This is a genomic window from Neobacillus canaveralius (assembly GCF_047237705.1).
Taxonomy (GTDB): Bacteria; Bacillota; Bacilli; order Bacillales; family Cytobacillaceae; genus Neobacillus; species Neobacillus niacini_K.
This window is the reverse complement of record NZ_JBDFLL010000002.1, coordinates 163,850-187,500: the sequence shown is the minus strand read 5'-3', so window position 1 is coordinate 187,500 and position 23,651 is coordinate 163,850. Positions and strand designations below refer to the sequence as shown.

General features: G+C 38.9%; 19 protein-coding genes, 9 tRNA genes, 1 rRNA gene and 1 other annotated feature (1 of these 30 cut by a window edge). Of the genes, 27 read left to right on the top strand and 2 right to left on the bottom strand.

Going from position 1 to position 23,651, the window contains the following annotated elements:
* From rrf to ABC255_RS29090, 24 genes are all read left to right on the top strand, one after another.
* Positions 1–72 (top strand): 5S ribosomal RNA (rrf, locus tag ABC255_RS29205); it begins 44 nt to the left of the window's first position.
* 10 nt (positions 73–82) lie between these two features.
* Positions 83–157: transfer RNA gene (locus ABC255_RS29200), tRNA-Asn, on the top strand.
* Between the two features lie 25 nt (positions 158–182).
* Positions 183–255: transfer RNA gene (locus ABC255_RS29195), tRNA-Thr, on the top strand.
* A gap of 20 nt (positions 256–275) precedes the next feature.
* A tRNA-Glu gene (locus tag ABC255_RS29190) sits at positions 276–350 on the top strand.
* Between the two features lie 39 nt (positions 351–389).
* A tRNA-Val gene (locus ABC255_RS29185) sits at positions 390–465 on the top strand.
* A gap of 73 nt (positions 466–538) precedes the next feature.
* Positions 539–614: transfer RNA gene (locus tag ABC255_RS29180), tRNA-Thr, on the top strand.
* A 14-nt stretch (positions 615–628) separates the two neighbouring features.
* Positions 629–713 (top strand) — tRNA-Tyr (locus ABC255_RS29175).
* 48 nt (positions 714–761) lie between these two features.
* Positions 762–836 (top strand) — tRNA-Gln (locus tag ABC255_RS29170).
* 1 nt (position 837) lies between these two features.
* Positions 838–910, top strand: a tRNA-Lys gene (locus tag ABC255_RS29165).
* Between the two features lie 64 nt (positions 911–974).
* Positions 975–1,050, top strand: a tRNA-Ala gene (locus ABC255_RS29160).
* 217 nt (positions 1,051–1,267) lie between these two features.
* Positions 1,268–2,164, top strand: a complete 897-nt coding sequence (gene rocF, locus ABC255_RS29155; protein WP_412998791.1) for an arginase — start codon at positions 1,268–1,270, stop codon at positions 2,162–2,164.
* A gap of 210 nt (positions 2,165–2,374) precedes the next feature.
* Complete coding sequence (gene sigW, locus ABC255_RS29150) at positions 2,375–2,938, top strand: RNA polymerase sigma factor SigW (RefSeq protein WP_412998790.1); 564 nt, start codon at positions 2,375–2,377, stop codon at positions 2,936–2,938.
* 15 nt (positions 2,939–2,953) lie between these two features.
* Positions 2,954–3,577, top strand: coding sequence for an anti-sigma factor family protein (locus ABC255_RS29145; protein WP_412998789.1), 624 nt, complete (start codon positions 2,954–2,956; stop codon positions 3,575–3,577).
* A 131-nt stretch (positions 3,578–3,708) separates the two neighbouring features.
* Complete coding sequence (gene cdaA / locus ABC255_RS29140; RefSeq protein WP_412998788.1) at positions 3,709–4,542, top strand: diadenylate cyclase CdaA; 834 nt, start codon at positions 3,709–3,711, stop codon at positions 4,540–4,542.
* On the top strand, positions 4,535–5,764 hold the full coding sequence (locus tag ABC255_RS29135; protein WP_412998787.1) for a CdaR family protein: 1,230 nt from the start codon (positions 4,535–4,537) through the stop codon (positions 5,762–5,764). Before cdaA ends, ABC255_RS29135 begins: the two co-directional genes overlap by 8 nt.
* 37 nt (positions 5,765–5,801) lie before the next feature.
* Complete coding sequence (gene glmM / locus ABC255_RS29130; RefSeq protein WP_412998786.1) at positions 5,802–7,151, top strand: phosphoglucosamine mutase; 1,350 nt, start codon at positions 5,802–5,804, stop codon at positions 7,149–7,151.
* Between the two features lie 463 nt (positions 7,152–7,614).
* Complete coding sequence (gene glmS / locus ABC255_RS29125) at positions 7,615–9,417, top strand: glutamine--fructose-6-phosphate transaminase (isomerizing) (protein ID WP_412998785.1); 1,803 nt, start codon at positions 7,615–7,617, stop codon at positions 9,415–9,417.
* Positions 9,418–9,611: 194 nt separating this feature from the next.
* The gene (locus ABC255_RS29120; RefSeq protein ID WP_412998784.1) at positions 9,612–11,030 is read left to right on the top strand and encodes a PTS mannitol transporter subunit IIBC; all 1,419 of its coding nucleotides are present in this window, start codon (positions 9,612–9,614) and stop codon (positions 11,028–11,030) included.
* 202 nt (positions 11,031–11,232) lie between these two features.
* Positions 11,233–13,356: a BglG family transcription antiterminator gene (locus ABC255_RS29115; protein WP_412998783.1), complete on the top strand. Its 2,124-nt coding sequence runs from the start codon at positions 11,233–11,235 to the stop codon at positions 13,354–13,356.
* A 2-nt stretch (positions 13,357–13,358) separates the two neighbouring features.
* Positions 13,359–13,796, top strand: a complete 438-nt coding sequence (locus ABC255_RS29110; RefSeq protein WP_412998782.1) for a PTS mannitol transporter subunit IIA — start codon at positions 13,359–13,361, stop codon at positions 13,794–13,796.
* A gap of 1 nt (position 13,797) precedes the next feature.
* A complete protein-coding gene (locus ABC255_RS29105) occupies positions 13,798–14,955 on the top strand; it encodes a mannitol-1-phosphate 5-dehydrogenase (protein ID WP_412998781.1) in 1,158 nt (385 codons plus the stop codon).
* Positions 14,956–15,217: 262 nt separating this feature from the next.
* Positions 15,218–16,195 (top strand): ABC transporter ATP-binding protein, encoded by a 978-nt coding sequence (locus ABC255_RS29100; protein WP_412998780.1) that lies wholly within the window; start codon positions 15,218–15,220, stop codon positions 16,193–16,195.
* Entirely contained in the window at positions 16,192–16,995 is an 804-nt protein-coding gene (locus tag ABC255_RS29095; RefSeq protein ID WP_412998779.1) for an ABC transporter permease, read from the top strand. Before ABC255_RS29100 ends, ABC255_RS29095 begins: the two co-directional genes overlap by 4 nt.
* 6 nt (positions 16,996–17,001) lie before the next feature.
* Positions 17,002–17,784 carry an ABC transporter permease gene (locus tag ABC255_RS29090; protein WP_412998778.1) on the top strand — a complete coding sequence of 261 codons (783 nt, stop codon included), beginning with the start codon at positions 17,002–17,004 and terminating at the stop codon, positions 17,782–17,784.
* Positions 17,785–17,806: 22 nt separating this feature from the next.
* On the opposite strand, the gene ABC255_RS29085 is transcribed toward ABC255_RS29090, so the two are convergent.
* On the bottom strand, positions 17,807–18,067 hold the full coding sequence (locus tag ABC255_RS29085) for an alpha/beta-type small acid-soluble spore protein (RefSeq protein ID WP_412998777.1): 261 nt from the start codon (positions 18,065–18,067) through the stop codon (positions 17,807–17,809).
* A gap of 100 nt (positions 18,068–18,167) precedes the next feature.
* Positions 18,168–18,377: a binding site (T-box leader), on the top strand.
* Between the two features lie 243 nt (positions 18,378–18,620).
* On the opposite strand from ABC255_RS29085, the gene argS reads away from it, so the two are divergent.
* From argS to ABC255_RS29070, 3 genes are all read left to right on the top strand, one after another.
* On the top strand, positions 18,621–20,315 hold the full coding sequence (gene argS, locus ABC255_RS29080) for an arginine--tRNA ligase (protein WP_412998776.1): 1,695 nt from the start codon (positions 18,621–18,623) through the stop codon (positions 20,313–20,315).
* Positions 20,316–20,348: 33 nt separating this feature from the next.
* The gene (locus ABC255_RS29075) at positions 20,349–20,813 is read left to right on the top strand and encodes a DinB family protein (protein ID WP_412998775.1); all 465 of its coding nucleotides are present in this window, start codon (positions 20,349–20,351) and stop codon (positions 20,811–20,813) included.
* A gap of 258 nt (positions 20,814–21,071) precedes the next feature.
* Positions 21,072–22,253 carry a NupC/NupG family nucleoside CNT transporter gene (locus ABC255_RS29070; RefSeq protein WP_412998774.1) on the top strand — a complete coding sequence of 394 codons (1,182 nt, stop codon included), beginning with the start codon at positions 21,072–21,074 and terminating at the stop codon, positions 22,251–22,253.
* Positions 22,254–22,292: 39 nt separating this feature from the next.
* Here ABC255_RS29070 and ABC255_RS29065 read toward each other — a convergent pair whose 3' ends face one another.
* Positions 22,293–23,570, bottom strand: a complete 1,278-nt coding sequence (locus tag ABC255_RS29065; protein WP_335530698.1) for a cation:dicarboxylate symporter family transporter — start codon at positions 23,568–23,570, stop codon at positions 22,293–22,295.
* Positions 23,571–23,651 lie beyond the last annotated feature (81 nt).

Sequence of the window (23,651 nt, the reverse complement as noted above, 5' to 3'; positions counted from 1 at the left end):
CACGGAAGTTAAGCTTCTCAGCGCCGATGGTAGTTGGGACTTTGTCCCTGTGAGAGTAGGACGTTGCCAGGCTTTATATTGTTCCGCAGTAGCTCAGTGGTAGAGCTATCGGCTGTTAACCGATCGGTCGTAGGTTCGAGTCCTACCTGCGGAGCCATTTTTATTTTATGAATATTGGCTATGCTTCCATAGCTCAGTAGGTAGAGCACTTCCATGGTAAGGAAGAGGTCAGCGGTTCGAGCCCGCTTGGAAGCTTACCTTCTTATTTACTATATGGCCCCTTGGTCAAGTGGTTAAGACACCTCCCTTTCACGGAGGTAACACGGGTTCGAATCCCGTAGGGGTCACCAAAGTTTTTTCGCGATAGCGAAAATAACTTTCCATTATACGGAGGATTAGCTCAGCTGGGAGAGCATCTGCCTTACAAGCAGAGGGTCGGCGGTTCGATCCCGTCATCCTCCACCAATTTAATTTCACGATAGTGAAAATAACTTTCCATATTTTTTCACGATAGTGAAACAAATAACTTTCCATATGTGCCGGGGTAGCTCAATTGGTAGAGCAACTGACTTGTAATCAGTAGGTTGGGGGTTCAAGTCCTCTCGCCGGCACCACTTTTTTATAAAGTGGAGGGGTAGCGAAGTGGCTAAACGCGGCGGACTGTAAATCCGCTCCCTCCGGGTTCGGCGGTTCGAATCCGTCCCCCTCCACCAGTTATATTTTTATGAAATGTTGGACAAACTAGTTAATGTCCTAAACATTGGGCTATAGCCAAGCGGTAAGGCATCGCACTTTGACTGCGACATGCGTTGGTTCAAATCCAGCTAGCCCAGCCAAGAGCCATTAGCTCAGTTGGTAGAGCATCTGACTTTTAATCAGAGGGTCGAAGGTTCGAATCCTTCATGGCTCATCTATTAACAAACTGACCCCAAGAGGAATTTTCTCTTCGGGTCTTTATCTATACTAGTCTATACGGGGCCTTAGCTCAGCTGGGAGAGCGCCTGCTTTGCACGCAGGAGGTCAGCGGTTCGATCCCGCTAGGCTCCACCAAGATATTTTCACGATTGTGAAAATAACTAAAGTTTTTTGCGAAAGCAAAATAACCATCACACTACATAAAAACTTCGCCTTAAATCACTTTGATTTAAGGCTTTTTTATTTTAAAAAAAAAGAAATATCTCCGTATATATATACATAATCTTGTCGAGTTGAGTCATTGTGTTGAAAGCGGTTAAAATATAGGTAAAGAAGGGGTTGGAGGTAGAGTATGAGAAAACTATCAATAATTGGAATGCCGATGGATTTAGGTCAAATGAGACGTGGAGTTGATATGGGACCTAGTGCTATCCGTTATGCGGGGATAAATGAGAGATTGAAACCACTATTTAATGAAATTCATGACATGGGTGACATTCCGATTGGAAGGCCAGAAGTGGTTATCGATAAAGAATCTAACTTAAGAAATTTAGATCTCGTAGCTGAAAAAAGTACACTACTTGCAGAAAAGGTAGATGAAGTCATTCAATCTGGTTCATTCCCGCTTGTTTTGGGTGGGGACCATAGCATTGCGATTGGAACATTAGCAGGTGTATCCAAGCATTACACCAACTTAGGAGTTATCTGGTATGATGCACATGGTGATTTAAATACGGCAGAAACCTCGCCTTCTGGAAATATACATGGTATGCCTTTAGCAGCAAGCCTAGGAATTGGTCACCGTTCTTTAACAAATATAGGAGGATATGCCCCAAAGGTAAAACCAGAGCACGTGGTTATCATTGGTGCAAGATCTCTTGATGAGGGTGAAAAAATCTTAATCAAAGAAAGAGGCATAAAAGTTTACACCATGCATGAGATTGACAGACTTGGGATGGCAAAAGTGATGGAGGAAACGATTGCCTATCTAAAAGAAAGAACAGATGGTGTTCACTTATCCCTAGATTTAGATGGTTTAGATCCAAATGATGCCCCAGGTGTAGGAACTCCGGTTATGGGCGGTATTAGTTATCGTGAAAGTCATTTGGCAATGGAGATGCTTGAAGAAGCGCGGATTATTACCTCAGCAGAATTTGTAGAAGTCAATCCTATACTAGATGAAAAGAATAAAACGGCAAGGGCGGCTGTTGAATTGATGGGCTCCTTATTTGGTGAAAAATTACTATAATCAGTATTTCAAGCAGCTTTCCATGAAAGCTGCTGTTATTATTCCTTCCGCTATTCCTTCCCACAGTAAAAAACTTTTAAGCTTCCTTTTATCCAAAATAGTAAATTTTTGTTAATATAAAAAGTATGTAAGAAAGAAATGATTTATATTGAAACCTTTTTGCTATTTATTCGTAAGATTGTATAGCTGTATTGGAGCTGAGAAAAATAGATGGAAGCCCTTATAAAAAAAAGAATTAAACAGGTAATAAAAGGCGATCAAGATGCTTTTGCTGAAATTGTTGAGATTTATAGTAATAGTATTTATCAGCTAGGTTATCGAATGCTGGGAAATCGCCATGAAGCAGAAGATATTGCACAGGAGGCCTTTATCCGTGCATATGTTAATATCAAATCATTTAATCAGGATCTAAAGTTTTCGACTTGGTTATTTCGGATTGCAACAAATTTGTGTATAGACAGGATAAGAAAGAAAAAACCCGATTACTATCTTGATGCGGAAGTCTCGGGAACGGACGGCCTCACGATGTACTCACAACTGGCATCCAATTCCCCCTTGCCAGAAATTGAGTTAGAAAGTCTTGAACTTCAAGATTCCGTTCAAAGGGAAATTTTGAAGCTTCCTGAAAAATACAGATCTGTTATTGTTCTAAAGTATATTGAAGAGTTGTCTTTAAATGAAATAAGTGAAATTCTTGATTTGCCGTTAGGTACAGTCAAAACGCGGATCCATCGTGGGCGCGAGGCGTTACGTCAACAATTACGTTATGTGTGATAAGAGGTGAACACGTTGAAGTGTGATGAAAAAATCGTTGTGTTAATGCACGAATATTTAGATGAAGAAATTGACCCAGAAAATGAGATGATTTTAAGAGACCACCTCAAAAGCTGTAAGGACTGTGAGACTCTGTTCAATGAATATAAGAGGACTATTGCGGTTGTAAAAGGAACTTCAAGAATGCAGGCACCGCCAAATTTTACGGCAAAGGTAATGGCCAGCCTGCCAAAAGAAAAGAAAAAGGTTGGCATGCAAAGGTGGTTACGAAATCACCCGTTAATTGCTGCCGCGTCATTATTTTTAGTTCTTATGACAGGAAGTCTATTTTCAACTTGGAATCAAGACCGTGAATTTTCTGTTACAAAACAAGAGAATTTAGTTGTTGAGAACGGTACTGTGATTGTTCCGGAAGGAGAAGTAGTCAAAGGTGATGTCATCGTCCGAAACGGAGAGCTGAGAATTGAAGGTGAAGTACAGGGCGATGTCACGGTCATTAATGGGGAACCGTATTTAGCTTCTGCTGGAAATGTAACTGGACAAATAGAAGAGGTTAATGAGGTCTTCGATTGGATCTGGTATCACATGAAAAGGATTGCTTCTGAGGTAATTGATATCTTTAATGAAGGTGAAGAATAATAGTAAGAAGTCACTCATAGGAGTGATTTCTTTTTTAATGATATGTCTAAGAATGATTAATAATAAGTACATGTTTAATTTATGTTATAATAAATAGGTTATTAGTTAGACAAATTTACGGAGGAAAAACAATGCCGTTTTTTGAGGATTTTACTATATGGAAGTATTTAGCTAGTATTGTTGATATTCTCCTTGTTTCGTGGGTCATTTATAAACTGTTAAACCTAATAAAAGGAACAAAAGCTGTACAATTATTAAAAGGAATTGTTGTTATTCTCCTTATAAGAGTTGTTAGTGAGTTTTTTGGTCTAAATACGCTGAGCTGGTTAACGCAGCAGGCGATTGATTGGGGATTCCTAGCCATTATCATTATTTTTCAGCCTGAACTTCGGAGAGCCCTTGAGCAATTAGGCAGAGGACGCTTTTTTTCACGAACTAATGGCCCTGATGATGAGGAACAAGAGAAAATGGTTGAAGCGATTGTTAAGGCCACAGACTATATGGCAAAACGGCGCATAGGTGCCTTAATTTCCATTGAACGGGAAACAGGGATGAGTGATTACATAGAAACAGGTATTCCACTAGATGCGAAAATTTCTTCTGAATTACTCATAAATATTTTTATTCCAAATACACCACTGCATGATGGCGCTGTAATTATTCAAAAAAATAATGTAGCCGCCGCTGCTTGTTATCTTCCCTTATCCGAAAGCCCTTTTATCTCGAAGGAGCTTGGTACAAGACACCGTGCTGCTTTAGGAATAAGTGAAGTCACAGACAGTATTACCGTAGTGGTTTCTGAAGAAACCGGAAATATTTCTTTAACCAAAAATGGGGAGCTTCATCGAAATTTAACTTTAGACGCATTTAAAGAATTGATTTCTCATGATTTAATTATCACAAGTACAAAAGTAAAACCGGCTTCTTCAGCTCGTTGGAACTGGAGGGGAAAAAATAATGGATAAACTGATGGATAATCCCTGGTTTATTAAAATACTGGCGTTATTATTGGCCATACTACTTTATTCTGCTGTCCCAAATTCAGGGGGGAAAACAACAGAAATAAATGTACCAGGGGATAATACCACAGAGACCTTAGCAGATATTCCAGTAAAAGCTTATTATGACACCGAAAATCTTGTAGTTTCAGGAATTCCTGACACGGTAGAAGTAACCATCGAAGGTCCAATGCCTCATGTTAAGTCAGCAAAGGCTTTAAAAAACTTCGAGGTATTTGTAGATCTAACCAATGCCAATATAGGTAATCAAAAGGTTAAATTCGAAGTAAGCGGGTTATCTGACAAGTTAAAAGCAACAATCAAGCCAAGTTCTGTAACTGTAGCAGTCCAGGAGAAAGTAACAACTGAATTTACGGTAGAGGCTGAATTTAATAGTGACTTGATAAAAGACGGTTATTCAGCGGGACAACCTACTGTTAAGCCTAAGAAGGTTAAAATTACAGGTGCAAAAGATGTAATCGACCGAATTACATATGTAAAGGCGGCGCTTGAAGGTAAAGACCTTCTTGATAGCACAGTCTCAAAAGAGGCCCAGGTACAAGTACTTGATAAGGACTTAAATAAACTAAATGTAGTGGTCGAGCCTGCCATAGTAGAGGTCACTATTCCGATAAAAAGCAATGATAAAACAGTACCTATTAACATCGTGGAAAAAGGAACACCACAAGAAGGAATTACGATTGAATCAATCGACTTGAATGTAAAAGAAGCAGTAATTTCAGGTGCAGAGGATGTACTAAAAGATACTGATAATGTCCGAGTCGAAGTCGATGTAAGTAAGATTAGTGAAAATACGACGATTACTTTACCAGTGATTATCTCAAATGGCATAACGAAAGTAACACCTGAAACAGTAGAGGTCACCGTTGTGGTTAAAAAAGAGGAAGAGACCACTGTATCAGGTATCCCTATAAATATTAGGGGTTTATCAGAACAATATGAAGCGGTAATTAATGACCCTTCCAATCAATTAGTAAATTTATTGGTCTTTGGCACAGGTGCACAAGCCACAGGACTTGGACCAAACAACTTCAATATTTTCGTTGATTTAACAGGTTTTACAGAAGGTAATCATAATGTTCCGATTCAAGTCGATGGACCACCGAATGTAAATTGGCAACCTGATAAATCGTCTGCAAAAATTACAATAACGAGAGAAAACGCATAAAACACAGCAGTATACATGATAAGGAGCGATTTTGATAATGGGAAAATACTTTGGTACCGATGGCGTCCGCGGAGTGGCGAATAGTGAATTAACACCTGAATTAGCATTTAAGCTTGGGCGTTTCGGTGGGTTTGTATTAACAAAGGATAAGGACAGACCAAAGGTGCTAATCGGTCGTGATACCCGTGTTTCTGGACATATGCTTGAAGGGGCACTGGTAGCTGGATTACTTTCAATAGGTGCAGAGGTAATGCGCTTAGGTGTCATATCAACACCAGGTGTATCCTATTTAACAAAAGCGCTGGGTGCTGAGGCGGGAGTAATGATTTCTGCTTCCCATAATCCGGTGGCAGACAATGGGATTAAATTTTTCGGACCTGATGGATTTAAACTTTCGGATGACCAGGAATATGAAATTGAAGAATTAATCGATATGACAGATGATCAATTACCAAGACCAGTTGGAGCAAATCTTGGTCAGGTCATGGATTATTTTGAGGGCGGACAAAAGTACCTGCAATACTTGAAAAATACAGTGGATGAAGATTTCTCAGGTATCCATATTGCTTTAGATTGTGCCCATGGAGCTACATCTTCTCTTGCGACACATTTATTTGCTGATTTGGATGCGGATATCTCGGTGATGGGTGCCTCACCAAATGGCATTAATATTAATGCTGGAGTTGGTTCGACACATCCAGAAGCCCTGGCGGTAATGGTAAAAGAGAAGGGTGCCGATGTGGGTCTATCCTTTGATGGTGACGGAGACCGCTTAATCGCAATTGATGAAAAGGGTAATATTGTAGACGGGGACCAAATTATGTTTATTTGCGGTAAGTATATGAAGGAACATGCCCGTCTAAAACATAGTACGATTGTTTCAACAGTAATGAGTAATTTAGGATTTTATAAAGGTCTAGAAGTACTTGGGATTCAAAGTGTTCCTACAGCTGTTGGTGACCGCTATGTGGTGGAAGAAATGAAGAAAAATGGATTTAATCTCGGTGGTGAGCAATCCGGACACATCATTTTCTTGGATTACAATACAACAGGAGACGGCTTATTAACGGGGCTTCAATTAGTTAATATTATGAAAGCAACGAAGAAAACTTTATCTGAATTAGCTGCAGATATGAAAAAATACCCTCAGAAGCTGGTTAATGTTCGTGTAACAGATAAGCACCATGTCACGGATAATGAAAAGGTAAAAGCGATTATAGAGCAGGTAGAAGCAGAAATGAATGGAAACGGACGTATCCTTGTTCGTCCATCTGGTACAGAACCGCTTGTTCGTGTAATGGCAGAGGCACCAACAGAAGAATTGTGCGAATCCTATGTAGGTCGAATTGTTTCAGTAGTAAAGGCAGAAATGGAATTAAAAGAATAGAGATACAAATAGGTATGCATAAGGGAACTTAACAGGACCTTTATGCATATTTTATTATATAATTGGTAAAGTCAAACATCTTTACCTTTTATTATTTAGTTGACGAATTTTGGAACATCAGTTACGATTAACTTGCTTGTTTTTAAAAGCATAAAATATGGAAAAGGAGGATAGTAAATAACAACGTATTTCTAAAGCGCCTGAACTAACCAAGGTGGGTTAGTTGACGAGGAGGAGGTTTATCGAATGTTCGGCGGATACCTCCCGGTTGAACGCACAACCGATTGTTTCTTCTTTAAAACATCAAGGCAACTTGGTGCACAAAGAGAAGGAAATGCGCATACTAAAAATAGCAAGAAAAAGTAAAAAGGTATATACAGATACCTTTCAAAAACAGAGATAAGGGGGCAAGGTGAGCCTCCAAAAGCATTCTTGCCCCCTATATCAGGGAGGAAAAGAAAAAATGTGTGGAATAGTTGGATATATTGGATTAAAAGATACGAAAGAAATCTTACTAAAAGGCTTAGAAAAGCTCGAATATAGAGGATATGACTCAGCAGGTATTGCTGTAATGAACGAAAATGGAGTTCATGTTTTTAAGGAAAAGGGACGTATTGCTGATTTGCGTGAGATAGTAGACCTAGATGTTATGGCTAACATCGGGATTGGTCATACCCGCTGGGCTACACATGGTGTACCAAGCAAAACAAATTCCCATCCGCATCAGAGTACTTCTGGACGTTTTACATTAGTTCATAATGGTGTCATTGAGAATTATGATCTTTTAAAGCGCGAATATTTAGCTGATGCTACGTTTGTAAGTGAAACTGATACCGAAGTTATCGTTCAGATGATTGAAAAGTTTGTCCACGAAGGCTTAGACGTTTTAGAAGCATTCCGTAAGACACTTACCCTTTTACATGGTTCATATGCCCTCGCGTTATTGGACGAACAAAATAGTGATACGATTTTTGTTGCAAAAAACAAAAGTCCATTACTTGTTGGATTAGGGACAGACTTTAATGTTGTTGCAAGCGATGCGATGGCAATGCTTCAAGTTACGAATGAATACGTTGAGTTAATGGATAAGGAAGTTGTAATTGTTAAAAAGAACAATGTAACCATTCAAAACCTTGCTGGGGAAACTGTTACTCGTACTTCTTACATTGCAGAATTGGATGCAAGTGATATTGAGAAGGGCACATACCCTCATTACATGTTAAAAGAGATCGATGAACAGCCTGCCGTTATGCGTAAGATTATTCAAGCATACCAAAATGAACAGGGTCAATTAACAATCGACGCTGATATTATTTCTGCTGTGAATGAATCTGACCGTATTTATATTGTCGCAGCTGGAACATCGTATCATGCAGGTCTTGTTGGTAAGCAGTTTATTGAAAACATCGCGACTGTTCCGGTAGAAGTGCATATTGCCAGTGAATTTGTCTACAACATGCCTCTTTTAACCAAGAAGCCGTTGTTTATCTTTATTTCACAAAGCGGCGAGACAGCAGACAGCCGTGCTGTGCTTGTGAAAGTAAAAGAAATGGGATATCCAACGTTAACGATTACCAATGTTCCTGGTTCAACTTTATCGCGGGAAGCGGATTTTACACTGCTGCTGCATGCGGGTCCTGAAATTGCCGTGGCTTCTTCAAAGGCTTACACTGCTCAGCTTGCCGTATTGGCGATATTAGCAGAAGTAACGGCCAAAAGCCAAAATATCAATGTTAATTTCGATCTTGTACATGAACTAGGTATTATTGCAAGTGCAATGGAAGCCCTTTGTGACTCAAAAGAACTATTTGAGCATATTTCAAGAGAATTCCTTTCTGTAACACGTAATGCCTTCTTTATCGGTCGAGGTGTTGACTATTATGTCTGCTTAGAAGGTGCCTTAAAGCTAAAAGAAATCTCCTATATTCAAGCAGAAGGTTTCGCTGGCGGAGAATTAAAACATGGCACGATTGCTTTAATTGAAGAAGGAACGCCAGTCATTGCACTAGCGACTCAAGAAGGCGTGAATCTAAGCATCCGCGGTAATGTTAAAGAAGTAGCAGCACGCGGAGCTAACACCTGCATCATTTCGATGAAGGGACTAAACATGGACGAAGACAGCTTCGTTATTCCTGAAGTACACGAATTATTAACACCACTTATCTCTGTAATACCAATGCAATTAATTGCCTACTACGCAGCCCTACACCGTGATTGCGACGTTGACAAACCACGTAACCTCGCTAAATCTGTGACAGTTGAGTAGGGGACAGAATAAATAATCGGTAGGAACGGGAGTACTCTCATTGGAGTAATGCCCGTTCTTTTTTTTGTCATATTTTTAATCCTGTCAACAATCATTATGACAAAATGCATTTTTGTATAAATTGATACAAATTTGAAAACGCTTTACTATTAAGATAGAAAGTTCAACATATAAGTTGGAGGGGGAAAAGAAAAATGAATCAAGTAGAAGTTAAAGATAAATCAGATGTAAAAGTTAAAATACAAAAGTTCGGTAGTTATTTAAGTGGTATGGTCATGCCGAATATTGGTGCTTTTATTGCTTGGGGTCTAATCACAGCATTGTTTATTCCAACAGGATGGTGGCCAAATGAGGATTTGGCCAAATTAGTCGGACCGATGATCACATTCTTGTTACCGCTGCTTATTGGTTTTACCGGTGGGAGAATGGTTTATGACATCCGGGGTGGTGTTGTTGGTGCCACAGCGACCATGGGTGTTATTGTAGGGACAGATATTCCAATGTTTTTAGGAGCCATGCTCATGGGCCCTATTGGTGGATATGCCATTAAGAAGTTTGACCAATTAGTTCATGGAAAAATCAAATCTGGATTTGAAATGCTGGTAAACAATTTCTCCGCAGGTATTATTTCAGGTGTTTTAACTTTAATCGCATATAAAGCGATTGGTCCAGTTGTTGCTGGATTAAGTAATGCATTAGCTGCTGGTGTTGAAGCGATTGTGAATGCAAACTTATTGCCATTAGCGAATATCTTTATTGAACCAGCAAAAGTTCTCTTCCTTAATAATGCGATTAACCACGGTATCCTAAGTCCATTAGGAATTGATCAGGCAGCAGAAGCTGGAAAATCAATTCTATTCTTACTAGAAACAAACCCTGGTCCTGGTTTAGGTATTCTACTAGCTTATTGGTTATTCGGTAAAGGAACAGCAAAACAAACAGCACCAGGTGCAGTGATTATCCACTTCTTAGGAGGTATTCATGAAATTTACTTCCCATATATCTTAATGAAGCCAGCACTTATCTTAGCGGCTATGGCTGGTGGTGTAAGTGGTGTATTCACTTTTAACTTATTCAATGCAGGTCTTGTAGCAGCTCCATCACCAGGTAGTATTTTCGCCCTTCTTGCGATGACTCCAAAAGGTAACTACATTGGTGTATTAGCTGGGGTTCTCGTAGCGACAGCCGTTTCATTTGCAGTAGCATCTTTAATCTTAAAAACAAGTAAAGCAACAGATGAAGACCTATCATCTGCAGCGGCGAAAATGGAAGAAATGAAAGGTAAGAAAAGTTCAGTTTCTTCTGCCTTAACTACACAAGCTTCTGTTAATCCGGAAAATGTAAATAAAATTGTGTTTGCTTGTGATGCAGGTATGGGTTCGAGTGCCATGGGTGCTTCTATTTTAAGAAACAAAACACAAAAGGCAGGATTAGACGTAACGGTTATTAACACGGCTATTAACAGTCTGCCAGCAGATGCAGATGTTGTAATTACCCACAAGGATCTAACTGATCGTGCAAAAGCAAAACTACCAAATGCAACACATATTTCTGTAGAAAACTTCTTAAATAGTCCAAAATATGATGAACTTATCAATAATTTAAAGAAATAATCCCACCAAGAGCCTAGCTGATATAAGTTAGGCTCTTGTTATTTTAATTATGTCAACAATCAAAATGACTAAATTGTTTTTTTGTCTTGTTGTATAAGGGTTCGAGTGGGGATAAAATAAAATTAAGAGGTATAATTATTTGATTTTGGCAACATTATAAAGTGGTGAACCAAGACTCTATACCTAACACGGAGTGAGGGCAATGTATATTTCCGCAAGAGAAAGGCAAGTTCTTGAAATCTTGTTAACTGAAAAAGATGAAATCACCGTGAAAGACCTCGCAGACCAAATTGGTGTGAGTGGTAGGACCGTTCATCGTGATCTGAAAAATGTTGAGGATATCCTGATGGAATACGGTCTTACCTTACAAAAAAAATCAGGTGTCGGTGTTCAAGTCGCTGGAGATAAAAATAAAATACACGAATTAGAGCTGTTTTTATTCAATCTCTTTCATACTGAATATACTCCAGATGAAAGACAAACGATTATCTTGTGTGAGCTCCTTGAATCAAATGGACCAGTAAAGCTGCTCGGACTAGCCAATGATCTAAATGTCACCATTGCAACAGTTAGTTCAGATTTAACAAAACTAGAAGAGAGATTACGAAATTTCGGATTGTCGCTTATTAGAAAAAGAGGTTATGGTGTGGAAATCGAGGGGGATGAGGGGGCTAAGCGAAGAGCAATGAGTAACCTCATTTCTGAGTACTTGGATGAGTCCGAAATCCTTTCACTCGCCAGAGAAAATATCCAAAAACGTTCAACCCAACAGATCAATACGATATCTGAAAGACTATTAGGACTAGTTGAAAAGCAAAAGCTAGTAATTGTTGAAAAAATTGTCGAGTCAATCGTTCAAGAATTGCCTTTTACGATGGCTGACAGTGCCTATATAGGTTTAGTCGTCCACTTGGCACTGGCTGTTGAACGAATCCAAAAGGGTGAAGGAATCAACATCAATCAAGACTATCTTGAAACCCAGCAACTATCTAAAGAATATAAATTCGCTGAGAAGATTGTCACCGAATTAGAACAGGTCTTTAAAATTAAGATTCCGAATGCTGAAATTGCTTATATTACAATGCATTTAAAGGGTGCCAAGCTGCGGCATGATAATGAATTTCTAATCGAGGATTCAAGCTTTCAAATTGCCATTAAAACTAAGAATTTAATTAAATTGGTCGGCAATCGTGCTGGAATTGATTTATCAGGGAACCGTTCACTATTTGAAGGCCTAGTCTTGCACCTCAAGCCAGCCATCTATCGAATTAAACAAAAAATGGGAATTAGCAATCCGTTAATTGATAAAATCAAGAAGGACTATACAGAGCTATTTTCAATCGTCAAAGATGCTGTGGAACAGGTGCTTCCTGAATTTTATGTACCGGATGAAGAAATTGGCTATCTCGTTATGCATTTTGGAGCCGTCATCCAAGGAAGTAAGGAACTTATAAAATTAAAAGCATTAGTTATTTGTTCAAGTGGTATCGGGACATCGAAAATGCTGGCCACTAGATTACAAAAGGAATTTCCTGAACTGCAGGATATAAAAAATGTATCAGTGATGGAATTTAAAAAAATGAAAACCTATGATTATCCGTTAATCATTTCAACAATTCCTATTCCTGATTATCACTTGGACTATATTTTGGTCAGCCCTATCTTAACAAAAGATGAAATTGAAAAGATTCGAAGCTTTATCAGCCAATACAAGATTGATACTCGTTCCGAGAAAAACTATTCTATTCCCTTAATTCATAGTTATGGGGAGAAAAATGTATATAAACTTATAGAAGAAATGAATAGCATTAAGGAATATGCAGAGGCAATTACAGTGATTCTTCAAGGGTTTAAGGTAATGGAAGTAAATCATTTGGATTCTATAGATAAAATTTTGCAGTTTGCTGGACAGAAATTATTTGAGAATGGCCAGATAAACAACACTGAAGCAGTTGTGGAAGCTATCGTTGAGAGAGAAAAAATAGGGGGACTGGGAATCCCAGGTACTGAGATGGCATTATTTCATGCCCGGTCAACCCATGTGATTAAACCTAGCTTCACCATCTACACTATGAGTAAACCATTAGTATTGGCTGGTATGGATCAAGTATCAATGGAAATGAAGGTTCTTCTCCTAATGTTATCACCTGAAGAAGCAACTGAGAGAGGATTAGAAGTCTTAAGCTACTTAAGCTCGGTATTAATTGAAAGCGAAGAAAGTATTTCTGTGTTTCAGTCAAATAATCAGGACAGAATAGTAACATTGCTTACATCAAGATTTAATCAACTTTTTAACGAGAAATTAATGGAAATAAGGAGTGTATAAATATGTCAAATTCAATTCTATCATCCGAAAATATCTTATTAAATGCAACAGTTGGTTCAAAAGTAGACGCTATTAAATTAACAGGCAGTATCCTTGTTGATAATGGGTATGTTGACCCTAGCTATATTGGAAAAATGCTTGAAAGAGAAGAGCTAACTTCTACTTACATGGGTAATTTTGTTGCCATTCCACATGGTACCGAGGATTCAAAGCCATTTGTAAAAGCGTCAGGAATTTCGGTTGTTCAAGTTCCCAAGGGTGTAGATTTTGGCGGTGGTAATACCGTTAAGCTGCTGATTGGAATTGCTGGGAAAGATAACGAACATTTAGACATCCTTTCTAAGATTGCCATTGTCCTCTCTGAAGAAGAAAATATTGATACGCTTGTCGCAGCCCAGTCTGCAGATGAGATCATTTCAATTTTTGAAGGGGTGAACTAAGATGTTAGCAGTTCACTTCGGGGCCGGGAATATCGGCCGCGGCTTTATAGCGAATTTACTCTTTCATTCAGGCTATGAAACTTGCTTTGTTGATGTGAATAGTGAGATTGTAAATTTACTTAATGAAAAGAAAAAATATCGTGTGGTTTTGGCAGAACCCTCTCAGGAGGAGACCTTGGTTGAGAATGTAAGAGCGATTAATAGTGCACAAAACCCAGAAGAAGTTATTGCAGCTATTGCTGAGGCGGATCTTGTTACCACAGCCATCGGACCTAACATTCTTCCATTGATTGCGAATTTAATTGCAGAGGGTTTGCGAAAGCGGGTTGCTGTATCGGATAAACCGCTAAATATCATCGCCTGTGAAAATATGATTGGCGGCAGTTCACTTTTAAAAGAAAAGGTTTTTGAAAAACTAGCAACTGAGGAACGAGTTCAATTTGAAGGCCGCTTTGGATTTCCTGATTCTGCTGTTGACAGAATTGTTCCGAACCAAATCAATGAAGATAAGCTAATGGTAAAAGTTGAGCCCTTTTATGAATGGGTAGTGGAAGAGACTAAGATTGTTGGTGTAAAACCGGAGATTAACGGAATTACATATGTTCATGAGTTAGTACCGTATATTGAGCGAAAGCTATTTACGGTTAATACTGGACATGCGCTCGCCGCCTATTTTGGCTATTATTTTGGTGTCGACACTATTAATAGTGCAATGGATAATGCTAAAATTAGCTCATTAGTTGAAGGTTCTTTAATGGAAAGCGGCGAGTTCTTAGTTAAAAAATATGGCTTTGATCAAGAAAACCACAAAAATTATATACAAAAAATACTCAAGCGCTTTTCTAATGCCTATATTGTTGATGAAGTAACGAGGGTGGCCCGTTCACCAATCCGTAAACTGGGAGCAAACGACCGTCTCGTAAGCCCTGCAAATCAATATTTGAACATTGTTGGAAAGGAACCAACTTATCTATTAAAGGGAATTGCTGCTGCTTTGTTATACGATTTCCAAGGGGATGAGGAAGCGGTTAAGGTCCAACAAACTATTACTGAAAAAGGAATAGAGTCAGCTATTCAGGACTTTACTCAACTTAAGCCAGAATCTCCATTGTTCAAAGGAATCGTTGAGCAATACCAAAAATTGATAGACCAAAAATAAAAATATCTATGGATACCGAATTTATAGGTATCCATTTTTTTTTATGAGGTTCGGTCCCAAACTAAGAGGAGTTTTATGATTTTTTGCTATAATCTTTCTAATCGTTTTCCAGGCCTCTATATACTACACCAATCAAAGTAAATATTAGTCGTACATTCTGAGCTGGAAAAAGTGGCTACAAAAAAACAATTTAGAAAATTCTTGACACTTTTCCATCTGGAGTGGTATTATTTTCCCCTGTGACAAAAAGGAGGGGAAATAGTTGATAAAAGTAGAAGGCATAACGAAATCCTTTAAAGTGGCAAAGCGCTCCACTGGCTTGCTGCAAGCCACCAAGTCCCTTTTTTACCGGGAGCATACGATTGTAGAGGCTCTAAAAGACATCACCTTCACGATTGAACCTGGTGAAATTGTCGGTTACATTGGTCCGAATGGTGCTGGTAAATCAACAACGATTAAAATCATGAGCGGCATTTTAGTTCCTGATGGGGGAAAGTGCAGTATCATGGGCTTTACACCTTGGAAACAACGGGTCGAGTATGTTAAAAATATTGGGGTTGTCTTCGGCCAGCGCTCCCAGCTTTGGTGGGATGTTCCGGTAATCGATTCATTTGAACTATTGAAGGATATTTACAACGTCCCACAACAAGAATATAAAACTACGTTAGACTTGCTCATCGAAACACTAGAATTAAAAGACATCATAAACTCTCCGGTCAGGCAACTTAGTTTAGGACAGCGGATGCGCTGTGAAATTGCTGCTTCCCTTATACATAATCCTCAGATTCTATTTTTAGATGAACCGACCATTGGACTTGATGCCGTATCGAAAATAGCGGTCCGCCAGTTTATCAAAACTATAAATCAAGAAAAGGGCGTAACGGTAGTTTTAACGACCCATGATATGAATGATATAGAAGCATTAGCCAACCGTGTGATCTTAATTGGTAAAGGCAGTTTGCTTTATGATGGGAAATTAGAGGAATTGAGAAAACGTTTTGGAACGCATAAAACGATTACTGCAGACTATCGTAAAAATACCAATTCTATAGATATACCTGGGACATCCATCATCCACTGGTCTCCGGAACATGCTGTCCTAAGCATTGATACAGAACAAATCCTAACCTCGGATGTTATTACACAACTATCCACAAAGGTGGACCTATTAGATGTGACGATCGAATCACAGCCAATCGAAGATATTATCGTCCAGCTTTATAAGGAGTTCCAAATATGAAAGTATACGCTTCGGTCCTAAAACTAAGGCTGTTAATTGGTATGCAGTATCGGTCTGCTGCACTGGCCGGGGTAGCGACCCAATTCTTCTGGGGATTTATTTCGATTATGGTTTTTGAAGCGTTTTATCAATTCACCACTGAAACACCGCCGATATCCTTAAAAGAGCTAATCACTTATATATGGCTGCAGCAGGCGTTCCTTGCGTTTATCATGCTTTGGTTTCGTGATAACGAATTATTTGATCTTATAACAAGCGGCAATATTGCCTATGAACTTTGCCGGCCAACCGAATTATATGGATTTTGGTACGCAAAACTTCTCGCACAGCGGTTATCGAGTGCGCTATTACGCTGCTATCCCATCTTACTGGTGGCGTTCTTTTTACCAAAGCCCTACAACATGACACTGCCTCCAAATACGATAACCTTCATATTATTCGTTATTACTCTTTTATTAGGCTTATTACTCTTAGTAGCCATTTCGATGTTCTTATATATTTCTGTTTTTATAACTTTATCTCCAATGGGCTCACTTTTATTATTCGGAGTTACCGGAGAATTCTTTGCTGGATTGATTATTCCCATCCCGCTAATGCCTTTGTGGCTGCAAAAAATTGCTTATGTCCTGCCATTTCGTTGGACCGCTGATTTTCCATTCCGTGTTTATTCAGGACATATCGTACAAAGTGACGCCATAATAGGTGTTTTTATTCAACTTGGATATCTTCTTGGGCTCCTATGGTTAGGGAAGTTAGCGCTTAACAGCGTATTAAAAAGAGTAGTGGTACAGGGAGGATAGATGGAGATGAGTCTATATTTTAAGTATCTGCTTATTTTATTTAAATCACAAATGCAATACCGTACATCATTTTGGCTTTTATCGATTGGGCAGTTTTTCATCCCTTTCTCTGTTTTTGCGGGACTATACTTTTTGTTTGAACGTTTTGGGCAAATAAAGGGCTGGGAGTTTTTTGAAGTGGCACTATGTTTTGCTGTAATTCATTTGGCATTTTCATTAAGCGAGTGTTTTGCACGCGGATTTGATACTTTTTCGAGTTTAATCATTAAGGGGGATTTTGACCGAGTTCTTGTACGACCACGAAGTACCTTCCTTCAAGTCCTTGGGTCAAAATTTGAATTTACACGGATTGGCAGGCTGCTTCAAAGTAGTATCGTTCTCATTTGGGCTTTGACTAATCTACCCATAGAATGGAGCTTAGTAAAGGCAGTGACCCTTTTTTTTATGATTACTAGCGGGGTATTAATATTCACAGGTATCTATATACTTGCTGCAACAATGTGTTTTTGGACCGTGCAGGGGCTGGAAGTGGCGAATATCTTTACAGATGGAGGCAGAGAGATGGCTCAATACCCATTAAATATTTATCAAAAATGGGTAGCCCGAATATTCACCTATGTCATCCCTTTTGGCACCGTAAATTACCTTCCGCTAATGTTTATTCTTGGAAAAACAAATGGGGATGAGATACTTTATATGCTGACTCCACTGGCAGGCAGCCTTTTTATTCTTCCTTGTTTTCTCGTCTGGCAGATTGGAGTCAGGCACTATCGATCCACAGGGTCTTAAGTAAGCAGTGGGAGTACACTGCTTACCTTTTTTTAGCCATATTTTCCTGTGCCATTTTGACAAGCTCACGAACCATGCTTCCGCCTAATCTGCCGCCGACCTTACCGGCTTGCTGTGAAGTGAGCTGGCCATTGTAACCTTTCTTTAAAGGAACACCAACCTCCTCGGCGGCTTCAAATTTGGCGTCTTCAGGATATTGTGCCTGGACGACCTTTGCTTTTAATGCGTCCAGTCCATTTCTTGACTCAGGGACGAGAATTTTATTTCTATTTCTTCTGGCCATGTTATCCCTCCTTTGTGGGTAGGATGCCCAATTTGAAAAATAATCAGCTTCCACTAGATAAATCCTTTTTTATCCAGTATAATAACAACAATCAAGTCGGAAAAAATCAGTGAAAAAGAGAGTAGTTCTCTGGGAAGTCAAAGCGAGTCAGGGATGGTGTGAGCCTGATACGAAACAGAGGATGAAACGCACTTTTGAGATGTTTGCCTGAAAAGTAGTAGGGCAAACCGGAGTAGTCCTCCGTTAACAAGCCAAGCTGGTTCTTTTAGAACAAGTAGAGTGGTACCGCGAGTTAACTCTCGTCTCTTCAACATAGAGACGGGAGTTTTTTGTTTTAAAGAAATGGTTGTGTTACAGAATACTGTTGATTTTAGAACCTGTTGATTGGAGCGGAAGGCGCTCGACTCCTGCGGGATGAACGAGCTGAGTGAGACCCCGCAGGTCGGGACGACCGAGGAGGCTCACGGGCGAGCCCGCGGAAAGCGTAGCGCCTGGAGCGCAAATCAACAGCCCAATTTAACACAGCCAAAGAGATAAATTGGAGGTCAAAAAAATGAAGTATAAACAGGAGTTTGCAAAGATATTATTTGAAGTACTAGACCAGGAAATCCACGTGAAAGACCTGGAAGTGATAATTGAAAAACCTAAAAATCAACAGCATGGTGATTTAGCCTTTCCTTGTTTTACACTAGCAAAACTAAAGAGAAAATCGCCAACTATTATCGCTCAAGAGTTAAGTGGAAAAATCAAATCACCCACGATCGAAAAGGTAGAAGTGGTGGGAGCATATATCAATATCTTCTTAAATAAAAAAATAGTCTCCGAAGATACGGTTGCTGATATTATCCATCAGCAGGAGAAGTATGGAGCTTTAGATATTGGCAATAACCGTCCTGTAACTATTGACCTTTCATCCCCGAATATCGCAAAGCCCTTCTCGATGGGCCATTTGCGTTCAACCGTCATTGGTAACTCTTTAGCATTCATTGTCGAAAAATGCGGATATAAACCAATCAGAATCAACCATATTGGGGACTGGGGCACTCAGTTCGGTAAGCTCATTACCGCGTATAAACTTTGGGGAGAAGCTGAAAAGGTCAAACAGAACCCTATTAAGGAATTACTAACGCTATATGTTAAGTTCCATGATGAAGCAGAACGTGATCCATCACTTGTGGAACAGGGTAGAAACTGGTTTAAAAAACTTGAAGACGGTGATGAGGAAGCTGCAACGCTATGGCAGTGGTTTCGTGATGAGTCCTTAAAAGAGTTTTCAAGAATCTACGAATTGATGAATGTCCAATTTGATTCCTATGCAGGAGAAGCTTTTTATAATGATAAAATGGACACTGTTGTCAAGCTTCTAGAGGAAAAACAATTGCTAGTAGAATCTGACCAGGCTCAAGTCGTTGAACTATTAGACGAAGAATTGCCTCCGTGCTTAATTAAAAAATCTGATGGAGCTACCCTTTACGCAACGCGTGATTTGGCAGCCGCCCTTTACCGGAAAGGAATCTATGACTTTGATTTATCTCTGTATGTGGTTGGTAATGAACAGAGTCTTCATTTTAAACAGTTAATTGCTGTGTTAGAAAAGATGGGATACGGATGGGCTAGTAAGATGGTCCATATTCCGTTTGGGATGATGCTTAAAGATGGAAAGAAGATGTCAACGAGAAAAGGGAAGGTCGTCTTATTAGAGGAAGTCCTAAATGAATCAATCGCAATGGCAAGACATAATATTGAAGAAAAAAATCCTAACCTCACAAACAAGAACACAGTAGCAAGACAGGTGGGGGTAGGGGCAGTTATGTTCCATGACTTAAAGAATTTTAGAATGAATGATATCGAATTTTCACTAGAAGAAATGCTTCGTTTTGAAGGAGAAACAGGGCCTTATGTCCAATATACTTATGCAAGGGCGTGTTCCATTTTACGTAAAGCAAACTGGAAACCAGAAGATACTGTACAAACAACATCTCCATCCTGGGAAAAAGAATGGAAGGTTGTTAGTCTGCTTACTGAGTTTACAAATGCGATTAAAAGAGCGTATGAACAGTTTGATCCCTCCCAAATTGCCAAATATATTGTGGACCTCGCACAAGCCTTTAATAAATATTATGGCGAGGTAAAAATTCTAGAAGATGGTTTGAAACAACAAGCCCGCTTAGCACTTGTCTATTCTGTGACAGTAGTTCTAAAGGAAGGGCTTAGATTATTAGGGATTGAAGCGCCTGAGGAAATGTAATTGAAATAGAAAAAAGAGTGGAGGAATAATAGAATGAGCGAACTTTTGGTTAATAATATGGAGTTAACAAGAAGTTTCTTTATCAAGAATGTGGATGTAGTTGACGAGAGTATAGTCGACGTACAACCTGAAGGATTTAACAACACCATTCATTGGCATATTGGACATGTGTTAACAGCTACCGAGACTTTGCTATTTGGTCTTCCGAAAAATTCAACCCATTTACCAGCAAACTATATGGAGCTATTTTCAAGAGGGACGAAACCAGCTGACTGGAAAGGGGATGTTCCTTCAGTCTTTGTCTTAGTAAGCCAGTTAAAAGACCAATTAAATAGAATGAAGGAAATTCCTGTTGAAAACTTAAGCGTTAAGTTGAAAGAGCCATTCCTTGGTCAGGAAACCTTTGGGGAGCTCATAAATTTTGCACTCTTCCACGAGAATTTGCACTTGGGGCATATTCAAGCAATGAAACGAGTTATTGAAACCAAAAAAAAATAGAGAATCATTTATTAAACCAATCCACCCTTATCGGGTGGATTTTTTTTGTTAAGAGTAAGAAAAAGGACGGATGGAATAATAAAAAAGTGAAAAACCTGAATTTTACTACTATCTTTCATTCAATTGACAGAAGTAAACGGTACCATTATACTCATTTTTGTGATTCTAGAAATGTCGATATTTGTCGAAATTAATAGTATTTTCTATCTCATTACATTACATGATTGATAGAACATCAAGAATAGGAGGGGAATATGTTTGAAGTATTTGCTTTTTCTAGCAGCAATTATTATCATCTTTTTGCTAGCCTATATTGCTAGTAACAATAAGAAAAAAATTAAGGTTAAACCGCTTGTCACTATGCTTGTATTACAGCTGATTTTTGCCTTTTTGCTGCTTAATACTGAGGCTGGATTTGTGATTATTACAGCTGTCGCTACAGTGTTCGATCATCTTTTAAGCTACGCAGCTGAGGGAATAAACTTTGTTTTTGGAGGAATGGCAAATGAAGGTGCTGGACCATTTTTCATAAATGTCCTGCTTCCTATCGTGTTTATTTCCGTTTTAATCGGGATTGCGCAGCATATCAGGATTCTTCCAATTATTATTCGCTATTTTGGGATTATATTAAGTAAGGTTAATGGTCTGGGTAAGCTAGAATCCTATAATGCAGTAGCTTCTGCTGTTTTCGGTCAATCAGAGGTATTTATCTCTGTAAAAAAACAGCTCCCTTATATACCTGATCACCGCCTTTATACATTATGCACATCAGCGATGTCAACAGTATCTGCCTCAATATTAGGGGCATATATGACGCTGATTGATCCGAAATATGTGATTACCGCTTTGGTACTGAACCTATTTGGCGGTTTCATGATTGCCAACGTTATTAATCCGTATGAGGTTTCACCGGAAGAAGATATAATTGAGATTCAAGAAGGAGAAAAACAAACCTTCTTCGAAGTCCTTGGGGAATATATTATGGATGGATTCAAGGTAGCTATTATCGTAGGAGCAATGCTAATCGGTTTTGTGGCTTTAATTAGTATGATTAACCATATATTTGAAGCTGTTTTTGGAATTAGCTTCCAAATGGTCTTAGGTTATATTTTCGCGCCACTGGCATTTATCGTTGGAATACCGGCAGTCGATATGGTCGAAGCAGGTACGATTATGGCCACCAAATTATTATCAAATGAATTTGTGGCGATGATGGATTTAGCGAAGATTTCAGATTCTCTATCAAGTCGCACAGTTGGCATTATTTCTGTGTTTCTTGTATCATTTGCGAATTTCTCCTCGATTGGAATTATTACGGGTGCAGTGAAGGGTCTTAATGAGGCGAAGGGAAATCAAGTAGCAAAGTTTGGATTAAAATTACTATATGGGGCGACACTCGTAAGCTTACTAACAGCGGCAATTACGAGCATAATGCTATAAAAAACAAGGCTGCCTGGATTTACTCCAAGCAGCCTTATTTTATTGAATAGCAGGTTTTGCTTCTTTTACTTCATTTATATATTTCTCAGCTTTTTCTGTGTCATATTGCTTTTCCCATTTCGACATGACAACCGCAGCAAGTGAATTTCCGACAACATTTACTACCGTTCGTGCCATATCTAAAATACGATCAATCCCAGCGATAAATGCCAAGCCTTCAAGCGGTATTCCAACTGTTCCTAAGGTAGCTAATAAAACAACGAACGACACACCAGGAACCCCGGCAATCCCTTTTGACGTTACCATTAGTACAAGCATAAGCGATATTTGCTGGCTGATGGAAAGATCAATGCCATACATTTGTGCAATAAAAATCGCTGCTAATGCTTGATAGAGGGTAGATCCGTCAAGGTTAAATGAATACCCAGTTGGAATGACGAAAGCTGTGATGGCCTTAGGGCAACCAAAGCGCTCCATTTTTTCCATTACTTTAGGTAGAACTGCTTCAGAGCTGGCTGTTGAATAAGCAAGAATTAATTCATCTTTAAGAATACGGAATAGGTTAAAAATATTAACACCGACAAGCTTAGCAACAAAACCTAAGACGACTAGAATAAAGAAGATCATTGCTCCATATACCGTAAAAATTAATTTGCTTAAGGGAATTAATGAAGAAACCCCAAAGGTGGAAACTGTTACCCCAATAAGGGCAAAAACACCGAAAGGAGCAAATTTCATGATTTGATTTGTCACATAAAACATGGCTTCAGCTGTTCCTTGGAAAAAGGCCAACACTGGTTTTCCTTTCTCACCAATAGCGGCGACTCCGAGACCAAAGAAGACAGAAAAGAAAATAATGGCAAGCATATCTCCTTTTACGAGTGATTCAAATAAATTTTGAGGGACAATATTAACAAATGTATCGGCGAAACTGTGAGTTTCCACTTGTTCTGTTGTAGAAACATAGCCGCCAATATCCTTCTTGCTCAAGTGTTCCATATCAATACCAGTACCTGGATGAAATAGATTGGCTGCGCCTAATCCGATTATGATCGCAATGGTAGTAATAATTTCAAAATAAAGAATGGTTTTACCGCCTAAGGACCCAAGCTTTTTAATATCGCCTACACTAGCAACCCCAACAATTAACGAAGAAACTACGATTGGGATAACAATCATTTTTATTAAGCGGATAAAGATGGTACCTATTGGTTGTAAATATGTTTGCACCTCAGGGTTTCCGTAAAATATTGCACCTACAGCAATCCCGAGGATTAATCCGACTAAAATTTGCCACGCTAAACCAAACTTTTTCAAAGTATCAATCCTTTCGACTTAAATCTATTGTTTCCGACAAAAAACATGTATCTTGTCTATTTTATTTTCTAACCTGTTTAA